We start from the raw sequence: 12,269 nt of genomic DNA, 5'->3' as shown, positions 1-12,269 counted from the left end.
GCCGGACTGCTCCAGCTGCCCGCCGCGGCGCCCGCCCAGGCCGCCTCCTCGGACGCGGTGTCCGTGGCCCTGGACTCACTGACCCCCAGCGCCCTTTCCCGGACAGTTGCCTTCCGGCCAACATCACTTCAGGGGCCTGACATGTACGCGCCCCCGATGTCACCCTTCCTTCACCCGTCGCAGAGCTTCACCCCACCTCTCCGGCCAGTAACCCCACGCTGACCGGACTCCCCACGAGAAGGAGCTTGCGTGACCCCCCGCTACACGCGTCACAAGCGCGCCACTCTGGCCATCGCCACCGCCGTCGCCGCCGGAGCCCTGCTCTCCACCGGTCTGACCGCCACCGCGACCGCCGCCGGCAAGGGCAGCGCGACCCTCGCCGCCGCGCCCGCCGCGCTGTCGGACTCGGCCCGTGTCTCCCTGATACAGAAGGCGCAGGCCGACGCGGCCCACACCGCGCAGCAGATAGGCCTCGGCGCCAAGGAGAAGCTGATCGTCAAGGACGTCGTCAAGGACGCCGACGGCACGGTCCACACCCGTTACGAGCGCACCTACGCGGGCCTTCCGGTGCTCGGTGGCGACCTGGTCGTCCACACCGCCAAGTCCGGCAGGACCGAGGGCGTCACCAAGGCGACCAAGGCGGCCATCAAGGTGGCCTCGCTCAAGCCGCAGATCTCCGCCGCCAAGGCCGAGAAGCAGGCGCTGTCCGCCGCCAGGACCCTCGGCTCCGCCAAGTCCGCCGCGGACGGCGCCCGCAAGGTGATCTGGGCGGCGAACGGCACGCCGGTGCTGGCCTACGAGACGGTCGTCGGCGGCCTCCAGGACGACGGCACCCCGAACCAGCTGCACGTCATCACCGACGCCGCGACCGGCAAGAAGCTCTTCGAGTACCAGGGCATCGAGAACGCGACCGGCACCGGCAAGACGCTGTACTCCGGCACGGTCAGCCTCACCACGACCCAGTCGGGCTCGTCGTACAACCTGACCGACGCCTCCCGTGGCGGTCACAAGACCTACAACCTGGCCCGCAAGACGTCCGGCAAGGGCACCTTGGTCAGCAACTCGGCCAACACCTTCGGCACCGGCACCGCCTCCACGTCCTCCTCCGACCAGACCGCGGCCGCCGACGCCGCGTACGGCGCGCAGGAGACCTGGGACTTCTACAAGAGCACGTTCGGCCGCAGCGGCATCAAGAACGACGGCGTCGGCGCCTACTCCCGCGTCCACTACGGCAGCAACTACGTCAACGCCTTCTGGGACGACAGCTGCTTCTGCATGACCTACGGCGACGGCTCCGGCAACGCCGACCCGCTGACCTCGCTCGACGTGGCCGGCCACGAGATGAGCCACGGCGTCACCGCCAACACGGCCGGCCTGGACTACTCGGGGGAGTCCGGCGGCCTGAACGAGGCCACGTCGGACATCATGGGCACCGGCGTGGAGTTCTACGCCAACAACCCCTCCGACCCCGGTGACTACCTCATCGGCGAGAAGATCAACATCAACGGCAACGGCACCCCGCTGCGCTACATGGACAAGCCCAGCAAGGACGGCGGCAGCGCCGACTACTGGTCCTCGTCGGTCGGCAACCTGGACGTCCACTACTCGTCCGGCGTCGCGAACCACTTCTTCTACCTCCTCTCGGAGGGCAGCGGTTCGAAGACGATCAACGGGGTGACGTACAACTCGCCCACCTCCAACGGCTCCACGGTCACCGGCATCGGCCGCGCCAAGGCGCTGCAGATCTGGTACAAGGCCCTGACGACGTACTTCACGTCGACGACCGACTACAAGGCGGCCCGCACCGGCACGCTGAGCGCGGCATCGGCCCTCTACGGCTCCAGCAGCACCGAGTACAAGGCGGTGGCCGCGGCCTGGTCGGCGGTCAACGTCAACTAGCCGCAGGCCATTCGGCAATCGGGCGGTACCCGGGCGGAGGGCGTCCCGGGTACCGCCCTACCCTTGTGACCCATGTCCCCGGCGTCCTTCACCTACGAGCCGGTCGGCGCGACCCGCGACGACCTGACGTACTGCCCGCCCGGCTTCCATCCGCTGCTCGTCCGCACCCGCCTCGGTGAGGGTCAGAAGCTCTTCCACCGCGCGGCCGAGGCGGTCCTCACCTGGGAGATGCACCGCGCCGTGGGCGTGGGCATCGACGCGAGCGCGGACAGAGCCGCGGAGGGCGTCGACGTCACGGTCACCCTGGCGGGCGTCATCAAGGCCCCCTGCCGCATCATCTGGACGGCGGAGGAACCCCGCCGGACCGGCTGGGCCTACGGCACCCTGGAGGGCCACCCCGAATGCGGCGAGGAGGCCTTCGTGGTCGACCGCACGGGCGACGGCACGGTCTGGCTGACGGTGGCGGCCTTCAGCAAACCGGCCAAGTGGTACGCGAAGGCGGGCGGCCCGGCGACACGGGGCTTGCAGCACGCGTACGCCCGCCGCTGCGGGACGGTGTTGCGCAAGCTGTGCGAGGGGCTGTCCGAGGAATGACTCGAAAGGCCCTCCTCGTCCCCCTGTTGACCGTTGCCTCGGCGATCCTGCTGGTGGCCCGCGTGACCTGGGACTCCGACACCTTCCAGCACTGCCGTTACCTGGGCCCCTCGACCCGCATGTACGTCACCTCGTGGACGGGCCTCGCCTGCGCCCTGGCCGCCCTGCTGGCGTTCGCCGTCCTGCCCCGCCCGCAACGGCGCGGACTCGCGGCGGTGTCCGCGGTCCTCGGCGTACTGCTGGCGTTCATGCTGCTCATGACCGCCTATTGGCTGTACACCCCGGACCCGTCCGGCGGGGACGACTGCTCGGGACTGCACCTGCTCGTGCCGTAGAACGCGCCGGGATCGGAATCCAGCCGACCTGCAGGCGACACCGATTCAGTGGCACGAATACGCAGGGCACGGCCGTACGACCACGTGGACGGGGCCGGCGCCGACCAGCAGGAAACGGCGACCGCGCAAGTATTCGAGGAGCCCATTTCACCCGAGTTGGCCTCGCTTGAAACAACCGGCTGTAGTAACCAGGGGGCTCATCGTATCGGTTTACGAGCTCAGCGGCCGCTCGCAATGATCTTACGAGCGGTTTCCACTGTAGACCGCCAAACTCGTTTCTCCTGCTGGAGGCCAGCGCTCTGCTGAGCAATCAACAGGTTTTGGTAGGCGCTGGTGACCAGTGCCACCGTGACCGCATAGTTACCGCGCCGCTTGCACGTCACGTCCGCCACTGCGGCGGCCTTCTCCGCCTTGGACGGCGGCGGCAGTTGTGCGCCGGGCGGAGTTTGGAGGCCACGCCCGAGAAGTGCCTTGTCGTGCGTAGGCGCGGTCGGATCCGGGTAGGTATAGCCGGCGGCTTTCATACATGAGCTCCAGACGGCGTTGGCCCGCTGGACTCGGGGGTCGCTCCAAGCCGCGGCACGCGCCTGAACGCGGAGATTTTGCACGAGACCGAAGGCGTCGTACGCCTTCTGCATGCCGATCTTGTCTGCGGCATTCGCGCGGCAGCCGGTGTGGCTGTGTTGCGGGTCGCCAAAGTACGCGTGGCCGACCTTCCGTTCCTGGGCGGTGGCGGACGCGGCGGCAGTGGGGGGCGAGGGAGCGGTTTGCCCGGTGCCGGATAGTACCCGATAGCCGTTGGCCCGCGCGCTGGACATGGTGAGTACACCATAGATTGCGGCCAGGGGAAGGACCCGTTGCCCGGATAGCTGGAATGCTGCGGGGGTGGTCAGGCCCTGTTTGGCCATGCATTGTTGAGCGAGCTTATTGACGGCCGCATCGGTAATCCGCCAATTTTGGGCGCTGTCGTAGGAGTCAAGCGGTAGCGTCCAGGCATCGTCGTTTCGGATGGTGACGTCGCCGGCGTGGAAGTTGACGGACTGACCGGGATTGCCGGGCCTGGCCGGTACCGGTGCCGGCAGCTGCGGCAGACCGGAATTGGCGGTTGCGCCACAGGCGGCCAGGACGGCAGCGGAGGCCGCCGCACAGCCGACGCGAAGTGCGGTTCTGACAGGGTGTTCCATTGGCGGGACCTCAGGGTCGTGCGGATAGAGCCCCGACAGGGGCGCCTGCCGGGGCTGCAGAGGAAGGTGTTCTACCTAAAGCTCTCGACGCCTGGGTAGTAGTCCACTTCCTCGTCGTACAGCAAGAGATGAGAGTTGCTGTGACTCAACGGCGGCCCTGCGCGACACTCGTGCGCGCAGGGCGATTCTGTTTAGTCCCAGCGCTGGTTCAAGTCCCTGTCGCCGTAGTTCGTGTTCGTGTAGACCGCCGGCTTGGCATCGAGGACCAGACCTGTTTGTTCGTCCATCAGGCACCAGCCCGAGTTGGTGGAGATCTCGTACCATCTCTGGTAGATGTCTCCTGACAGGCAGCTGTGCGCGTACACCTGCCCACTGTAGTTACTGTCGAGGCAGTCGCCGAAGAGGTCGTTCTTCTCGGTCCAGGCGCCGTCGCTATACTTGGTGTCGATCCAGCCGGTGTACTTGCTGGAATCGCCAATGTCTATCGAATTAGACCCGTACACGTTCTCCCTCAGGTACGACGTGCCGCCGTAGTTGTATGCCGCGTTCAACCACGTGACGCTTCCCGCGAACGCGCTTCCGGAACCAACAACGACCATAATCATGGCCATTGCGGCCACACCGAGAGCCTTTTTGTTCTTGCTCTTCATGATTTCCTCACAATCAGAGGGTGATGCTTGCCCGTTAATGATGCAATTTTTCTGCCGTGCAGCCTTCTCCGTACGACATCGGCAAGCACTTGAGTGGGTGACGGCCCGTCAAGCACAGTAACGGTTACTTGATCACGAGCACCCCGCGACCGCACATTAGCGAGCTTTGGATGCTCATGTCAATCGACTTAAATAGCGATCCCAATGGTGAATGGTTGGTTCGTTGCCCTCATGTTCCCGATGCATTTCTCAAACAACGGCCGCGAGCTGTGAATAACGGAGCGGATAGGGCTGCTTCGCCCGTTTCTTGCGCGTAGGCGACGTGCGCCGACCGATACGCGGATGGCGGCGACGCTCGCAGGTCAACGGCACCTTTCTGCTGTAATTGCGAAGCTCTCCCGATTCAGCTGAATAACCGGAAGTAACTGTGTAGGAGGCTCAACCGCGGACCTCGCATCAGCGCCTTCAGTGGGAACCTACAGGCCCGGTGGCACCTCATTCGTTCCGCTGAGGGACACTGTCATACCGGGCTCGGAGACCAGCGGTCCTCTAGCAGGGTCGCGAAGTACACAATGGGTTCGTCTCGCCGGCAGGGCACATCGGATCGCGTGGGGAGCTTCCAACGGCCGGTGTTCAGGCGGCGGCCACGTCGGCCGCGCACATCGCGCCGCGAGACCCCCAGACAGGCCGCGAAGCCGAGGATCGCGACCGCGCCCAAGAGAGGGTGACCGGCCTCAGGACCCAGCGGAGGCCGCCGTGGCTGGGGTCGCGGGCCATCCAGTCGGCGAAGGAGGCGCCGAGGGAACGAGTGATGACGGACGTGGCCCAGAACGCGCTCACCGCGCCGAGCAGCCGCCCGCGGTAGGCGACGGCCGGCACGCAGATCGCGACCGCGTAGAGGACGACGGAGCCCAGGTATCCGAGGCCGATGCCGGCGCTCAGGTCGCCCGCGGCCGTACCCAGCGCGAATGTGGTGAGGACCGTGTCCCAGTAAAAGGTGTCGTGGCGACGGGTGGTGATGCTGTGGATCGACAGGGTCCGCTCGCTCGCGTGCCAGAAGGCGAAGACGACGGCCAGGGCCACCATGAACAGAGGCGTCGAGAGCGTGTAGGGCACGCCGAACTTGTGCAGGGCGTCGGCGGCCATCGTGCCGAGCACACTGACCATGACGATGACGGTCCAGTACACCCAGGCCACGTACGGGCGCACCGCGAACTGAACGACCAGGGACCCGAGCAGAGCGACGACGCCGAGGCCGACCGCCGGCATCGGGCCGAGGAGATGGGCCAGGTAGTCGGAGGCCTTCTCGCCCATCCCTGTGGTCAGAACCTTGATGATCCAGAAGTACGCGGTGACCTCCGGTACCTTGTGCGCCATCCCGGATATCCGGGAGTGGGCGTGCGCATGGGACCGGTCAAGGACCCGCTCAGTGATCATGGCACGCACGATGGCACAGCGGACTGACGTCTACCCAGGGGTCTTTGCCATGCCTTTGGAGCTTCTGGTGCATGAGTTGCCCATGCGGTCACGGGAACCCGGAAGTGCGTGAGCCGCCCTTGCTGTGTGGGAAGGGGCCAGGGCCCCGGCGTTTGCCCGGTTCATCCGAACTTGGGGCGGTCGACCTTGACGGTGAGCCCCAGGAGCAGGCGAACCTCAGCAACGTCCGCCAGGCCGCCGCAAGTTCGCACCACACGAATTTCCCCCGGTCCCCGAACCGAGCCGTCGGCTGCCACCCCCAGTACTCCGCACACGCCTTCACCAACCCCAGCCCCCGCCCCTCCTCCAACTCCCCCACCTCCTCCAGCGGACACGGCGGATCCGGCGGCGCGCAGTCGGTGTCCCACGCCCCGATCCACACGGCGCCCTCCGGGGTACGGCGCACCCTGAGCGCCGCCGGCCCCTTCGTATGCCGTACGGCGTTCGACACCAGCTCCGTCGCCAGCAGTTCGGCGGTGTCCACCAGGCCGATCAGACCGTGCAGGGTCAGGATCAGGCGCAGGGTGCGGCGGCATACGGTCACCGCTCTGAGGTCGTTCGGGATGTAGAGGGTGTAGTCCCAGGTGTCGTCGTCGTTTTCGGGCATGCGTCATCGACTCCAGTCGTGAGTGGGGAGTTCGCACACAGGGCGTGGTTCCGCTGTGTGTGCGCTACGTCACCGACGGTAGGGGTAATCTGTTACCCGTGGCAAGCTGATCGCACGATCAGCCCCCGAAAGAGCAGGAGCAACTCATGGTTCAGAGGCGTGAACCAACGGCACGTCAGTTGCGCCTGGGGCTCGAACTGCGCAGGCTCCGCGAGGCGGCAGGACTCACAGCCATCCAAGCGGCAGCACTACTCGGGATGAACAGGGCCCAGATCAGCCACATCGAGTCGGGGCTCATCGGAGTGAGCGAGGAGCGACTGCGTCGGTTCGCGTCCCACTACGCCAGTACCGACGAGGAGTTCATCGACGCCCTGGTGGAGATGGCCACCGATCGGACGCGCGGCTGGTGGGAGGAGTACCGGGGCCTGCTCCCCACGTCATTCCTCGACCTGTCCGAGCTGGAGCACCACGCCCGGTCCCTCCGCCACGTGGCCATCCTGTACGTACCGGGCCTGCTGCAGACCGAGGACTACTCCCGTGCCGTCTTCTCGTCCAGGCTCCCGGAACTGACCAGCCAGGAACTCGAGTTGCGCATCCAGCATCGCAAGCGGCGTCAGGAGTTCACCATCCCGTACGAAGCGGTGATCCATGAGGCGGCGCTTCGGATCAGGGTCAGCGATCGGGCCACCTCAAGGGCCCAGCTCACCCGACTCCTCGAGCTCTCCGAAGCGGATCACATCACCGTGCGCGTCATCCCCTTCGACCTGGACGGCTTCGCCAGAGCCTCCAGCACGATGACGTACGTGGGTGACTCCCTGCCCAAGCTGGACACCGTGGTACGGGACGCACCTCACGGCTCTGTCTTCATCGACTCGGAAGCTCAGCTCAGCGCCTATCGAACGCGCTTCCGTAAGGTGGAGGCCGTATCGCTTGGGCCCGAACGGTCGCGGGACTTCATTCGCGAGCTGACGAAGGAGCTGTGAGGTATCCCATGAACCCCCTCCACAACTGGCGGAAGTCGTCCTACTCCGGTGAGGGCGACGGCAACGAATGCGTCGAGATAGCCACCACCCCCACCCACACAACCATCCGCGACTCCAAGGACCCGGCCGTCGGCACTCTCACCCTCCCGGCCGGATCCTTTGCCCTCTTCATCGAAGCCCTGAAGAAGGCCTGAGCCCGGGCTTACCGCAACAACACCCCCGCCCCCTCCACCGCCTCCTCCGACGGCACCGCCACCAGACCCAACTCCGCGGCGGAGGCCAGCAAGCGGTGGCTCGGGAGGATGCGGACCGTGTAGCCGTAGGGGCCGGTGCGGTCCAGGGACAGCGGGCCCTCGTACAGCAGGCGGCCCTCCAGATCCGGGGCACCGGTCGGCTTCAGCGGGACCACCGTCGCATCCGTGATGCGGTCCTCCGCGTCCACCCTGCCCGACACCGCCTGGACCTCGACGTCGTCCGGGGTCAGTGAGCCGAGCGCCACCCGGACCCGCAGCCCCACCGTCGAGCCCAGTTCCGCCGTGGCCGTCGGCGCGGTCGTCTCCACGTGGTCGACGCTCACCCCGGACCAGGCCGCCCGGACCCTGGCCTTCCAGGTGGCCAGATCGCTCGCCGTGTCCGGGGTCAGCGCGCGGTGCGCGTGCGCGGCGGGGACGTAGAGGCGGTCGACGTACTCGCGGACCATGCGGCCGGCCAGCACCTTGGGGCCGAGGAGGGTCAGGGTCTGGCGGACCATCTGGATCCAGCGGTCGGGGAGCCCTCCCCGACCGCCCTCATAGAAGCGCGGGGTCACCCGCTGCTCCAGGAGGTCGTAGAGGGCCGCCGCCTCGATGTCGTCGCGGTGGTCCGGGTCCGTGCCCACGCCGTCCGCCGTCGGGATGGCCCAGCCGAAGTCCGGCTGGAACCATTCATCCCACCAGCCGTCCAGGACGGAGAGGTTCAGGCAGCCGTTCAGGGCCGCCTTCATGCCCGAGGTGCCGCACGCCTCCAGGGGGCGCAGGGGGTTGTTCAGCCAGATGTCACAGCCGGGGTAGAGCTTCTGCGCCATCGCCATGCCGTAGTCGGGGAGGAAGACGATACGGTGGCGGACCCGCGGGTCGTCGGCGAAGCGGACCAGCTCCTGGACCAGGCGCTTGCCGCTGTCGTCCGCGGGGTGGGCCTTGCCCGCGACGACGATCTGGATCGGGCGGTCCGGGTGCAGGAGCAGTTCCATCAGGCGGTCGCGGTCCCGGAGCATCAGCGTCAGGCGCTTGTACGACGGCACCCTGCGCGCGAAGCCGATCGTCAGGACGTCCGGATCCAGCACCCCGTCGATCCAGCCCAACTCGGCACCACCCGCGCCCCGTTGACGCCAGGACGCCCGCAGTCGCTCCCGCACCTCCAGCACCAGCTGTTCGCGCAGGGTGCGGCGCAGCTCCCAGATCTCCTGGTCCTCGATCTCCGCCACCGAGTCCCAGCGCTCGGAGCCGCCGACGGTCAGCGCGTCCTCGGCCCGCTCCGAGCCGACCTGCCGGGCGCCCAGGCGCAGCACCTCCGGGGCCACCCAGGTCGGCGCGTGCACCCCGTTGGTCACGGAGGTGATCGGCACCTCCTCGGGGTCGAATCCCGGCCACAGGCCCGCGAACATCTCCCGGCTCACCTGGCCGTGCAACAGGGACACGCCGTTCGCCCGTTGGGCCAGTCTCAGCCCCATCACGGCCATGTTGAACAGGTTCGGCTCGCCGCCCGGGTACGTCTCCATGCCGAGGGTCAGGATCCGCTGCACGTCGATGCCGGGAAGCTCGGCGTCCGCCCCGAAGTGCCGGGCGACCAGCTCCCGGTCGAAGCGGTCGATGCCGGCCGGGACGGGGGTGTGGGTGGTGAAGACCGTGCCCCCGCGCACCGCTTCCAGGGCGGAGTCGAAATCCAGGCCGCGCTCGCACAGTTCGGCGATCCGCTCGAGGCCCAGGAAACCCGCGTGGCCCTCGTTGGTGTGGAACACCTCCGGCTGCGGGTGCCCGGTGAGCCGGCAGTACGTCCGTACCGCCCGGACACCCCCTATCCCGAGCAGCATCTCCTGCAGCAGCCGGTGCTCGCTGCCGCCGCCGTAGAGCCGGTCGGTCACCCCGCGCTCGCCGAGGTCGTTCTCCTCCACGTCCGAGTCGAGGAGCAGCAGCGGCACCCTGCCCACCTGGGCCAGCCAGATCCGGGCGTGCAGCGCCCTGCCGCCGGGCAGCGCGAGGGAGACCTGCGCCAGGGCGCCGTCGGCCTCCTTCAGCTGGGTGAGGGGCAGTTCGTTGGGGTCGAGCACGGGGTAGTGCTCCTGCTGCCAACCGTCGCGGGACAGGGTCTGCCGGAAGTACCCGTGCCGGTACAGCAGGCCGACGCCGATCAGGGGTACGCCGAGATCGCTGGCCGCCTTCAGATGGTCCCCGGCCAGGATGCCGAGGCCGCCCGAGTACTGCGGCAGCGCGGCCGTGATGCCGAACTCCGGGGAGAAGTAGGCGATGGCCGCGGGCATGCCGTCCGCCTGGGCCTGGTACCAGCGGTCGCCGGTCAGGTAGTCGTCGAGGTCGTCGGCGACCGCGCCGAGACGGCGCAGGAAGCGGCGGTCGGCGGCCAGCTCGGTCAGCCGCGCCGGCCGTACCCGGCCCAGTATCCGCACCGGGTCGCCCCCGGCCGCGGCCCATGCCTCGGGATCCACGGACTGGAACAGATCGCGCGTTTCCGCATGCCAGGACCAGCGCAGATTGCGCGCCAGGTCGCTCAGTGGCCGGAGGGGTTCGGGGAGAACGGGACGGACGGTGAACCGACGGATCGCCTTCACAGCTGCCACCTCGGACGCGTCACGGAGTGAGACGCACGGCGCTGTACGTCTCGTCGTCAACCTCGACGGTAGTGGTTACCGGGGCGTCGGTGGGGAGGCGCCCGGCGCGGGTGTCGGGGCGTCAAGGAGCGGCCTGCGGGCACTCGGTAAAAAGGGGCCGGTCTTGTGGGTGGACATACGCGGGAGTAGTTAACAATGTTCCGGATTGCCCACCCGATCAGGGTGGGAAGGCTCCTCCGGTACGACCCCACAGGCGTCCCACAGCACCTCCGCAGGACCCACCTCCCCACATCCATCCGCCCACACCCACGTTGACGCGGACAGGAGCGGTCATGCCCGCCACGCACCATTCGTCAGCACCGCCGACAAGCAGCAAGGCCACGCCAGCGGCAGCGAAGGCCGCGAAGAAACCGGCCAGGAAAACATCGGGCAAGAAAGCCGTAAAGGCCGCCGCCGACGTGCCCGGCCCGCCCGCCCCCGCCGGCACCCCGTCCGTCGCCGGGGGGAACACCCTCGGCCGTATCCCCGTCCTCGACGTACGCCCCGTGGTCCAGCAGGGGCGCAGGCCGGCCAAAGCGGTGACCGGTGAGTCGTTCGAGGTGTCCGCCACCGTCTTCCGGGAGGGCCACGACGCCGTCGCGGCGAACGTGGTCCTGCGCGATCCGGCCGGCCGGCCCGGGCCGTGGACACCGATGCGCGAACTCGCCCCGGGCACCGACCGCTGGGGCGCCACCGTCACCGCGGGCGAGCCCGGCCGCTGGACGTACACGGTGGAGGCCTGGTCCGACCCGGTCGCCACCTGGCAGCACCACGCCGGCATCAAGATCCCGGCGGGCATCGACACCGAACTGGTCCTGGAGGAGGGCGCGCGGCTGTACGAGCGGGCGGCCGCCGGGCTCCCGGACGGGCAACGCCCGGTCCTCCACAAGGCGGTGGCGGCCCTGCGGGACGAGAACCGCCCGGCCGCCTGGCGCCTCGCGGCGGCGCTGGCACCTCAGGTGCAGGACCTACTGGCCCGCCATCCCCTGCGGGAGCTGGTCACCGCCTCCGATCCCATGCCGCTGCTGGTGGAGCGGGAGCGGGCCCTGTACGGCTCCTGGTACGAGTTCTTCCCGCGCTCGGAGGGCACGGCCGAACAGCCGCACGGCACCTTCCGTACGGCCGCGCGCCGGCTGGAGGCGATCGCGGAGATGGGCTTCGACGTCGTCTATCTGCCGCCGATCCACCCCATCGGTACGACCTTCCGCAAGGGGCCCAACAACACGCTCACCGCCGGGCCGCAGGACGTGGGCGTGCCGTGGGCGATCGGCTCTCCCGAGGGCGGGCACGACGCGGTCCATCCCGGCCTCGGCACGATCGAGGACTTCGACTTCTTCGTCGAAAGGGCCCGTGAACTGGGGCTGGAGATCGCCCTCGACTTCGCGCTCCAGTGCTCGCCCGACCATCCCTGGGTGCAGAAGCACCCCGAGTGGTTCCATCACCGGCCCGACGGCACGATCGCGTACGCGGAGAACCCGCCGAAGAAGTACCAGGACATCTACCCGATCGCCTTCGACGCGGACATGGACGGGCTGGTCGCGGAGACGGTACGGCTCCTGCGGCACTGGATGGGCCACGGCGTGCGGATCTTCCGTGTCGACAATCCGCACACCAAGCCGGTCGTCTTCTGGGAGCGGGTCATCGCCGAGGTCAACCACAAGGACCCGGACGTGATCTTCCT

10 protein-coding genes and 1 pseudogene are annotated in these 12,269 nt (G+C 68.2%); 6 read left to right on the top strand and 5 right to left on the bottom strand.

Going from position 1 to position 12,269, the window contains the following annotated elements:
* The first annotated feature begins 249 nt into the window (after window positions 1-249).
* From ABT288_RS31075 to ABT288_RS31065, 3 genes are all read left to right on the top strand, one after another.
* Window positions 250-1,899: a M4 family metallopeptidase gene (locus ABT288_RS31075; protein ID WP_351614690.1), complete on the top strand. Its 1,650-nt coding sequence runs from the start codon at window positions 250-252 to the stop codon at window positions 1,897-1,899.
* Window positions 1,900-1,971: 72 nt separating this feature from the next.
* Entirely contained in the window at window positions 1,972-2,493 is a 522-nt protein-coding gene (locus tag ABT288_RS31070) for a DUF1990 domain-containing protein (protein ID WP_351614687.1), read from the top strand.
* A complete protein-coding gene (locus ABT288_RS31065) occupies window positions 2,490-2,828 on the top strand; it encodes a hypothetical protein (protein WP_351614684.1) in 339 nt (112 codons plus the stop codon). The genes ABT288_RS31070 and ABT288_RS31065 overlap by 4 nt, the downstream gene beginning before the upstream one ends.
* A 218-nt stretch (window positions 2,829-3,046) precedes the next feature.
* On the opposite strand, the gene ABT288_RS31060 is transcribed toward ABT288_RS31065, so the two are convergent.
* From ABT288_RS31060 to ABT288_RS31045, 4 genes and pseudogenes are all read right to left on the bottom strand, one after another.
* Complete coding sequence (locus ABT288_RS31060; RefSeq protein ID WP_351614681.1) at window positions 3,047-4,012, bottom strand: hypothetical protein; 966 nt, start codon at window positions 4,010-4,012, stop codon at window positions 3,047-3,049.
* 191 nt (window positions 4,013-4,203) lie between these two features.
* Entirely contained in the window at window positions 4,204-4,662 is a 459-nt protein-coding gene (locus ABT288_RS31055) for a ricin-type beta-trefoil lectin domain protein (protein ID WP_351614678.1), read from the bottom strand.
* A 633-nt stretch (window positions 4,663-5,295) separates the two neighbouring features.
* The gene (locus ABT288_RS31050) at window positions 5,296-6,099 is read right to left on the bottom strand and encodes a COG4705 family protein (RefSeq protein ID WP_351614675.1); all 804 of its coding nucleotides are present in this window, start codon (window positions 6,097-6,099) and stop codon (window positions 5,296-5,298) included.
* Between the two features lie 232 nt (window positions 6,100-6,331).
* Window positions 6,332-6,745: pseudogene (locus tag ABT288_RS31045) on the bottom strand (ATP-binding protein); the annotation flags it as partial.
* A gap of 146 nt (window positions 6,746-6,891) precedes the next feature.
* Here ABT288_RS31045 and ABT288_RS31040 point away from each other — a divergent pair.
* Window positions 6,892-7,728 carry a helix-turn-helix domain-containing protein gene (locus tag ABT288_RS31040; protein WP_351614673.1) on the top strand — a complete coding sequence of 279 codons (837 nt, stop codon included), beginning with the start codon at window positions 6,892-6,894 and terminating at the stop codon, window positions 7,726-7,728.
* 8 nt (window positions 7,729-7,736) lie between these two features.
* Window positions 7,737-7,922, top strand: a complete 186-nt coding sequence (locus tag ABT288_RS31035; protein WP_351614670.1) for a DUF397 domain-containing protein — start codon at window positions 7,737-7,739, stop codon at window positions 7,920-7,922.
* 8 nt (window positions 7,923-7,930) lie between these two features.
* Here ABT288_RS31035 and ABT288_RS31030 read toward each other — a convergent pair whose 3' ends face one another.
* The gene (locus ABT288_RS31030; protein ID WP_351614667.1) at window positions 7,931-10,549 is read right to left on the bottom strand and encodes a glycosyltransferase family 1 protein; all 2,619 of its coding nucleotides are present in this window, start codon (window positions 10,547-10,549) and stop codon (window positions 7,931-7,933) included.
* A 332-nt stretch (window positions 10,550-10,881) separates the two neighbouring features.
* Between ABT288_RS31030 and ABT288_RS31025 the strand changes: the two genes are divergently transcribed.
* The coding region (locus ABT288_RS31025) for a maltotransferase domain-containing protein (protein WP_351614664.1) at window positions 10,882-12,269 on the top strand (1,388 nt) is incomplete at its 3' end.

The sequence above is a fragment of the Streptomyces sp. NPDC001093 genome (assembly GCF_040298985.1).
GTDB lineage: Bacteria > Actinomycetota > Actinomycetes > Streptomycetales > Streptomycetaceae > Streptomyces.
This window is presented reverse-complemented; position numbering and strand designations above follow the sequence as displayed.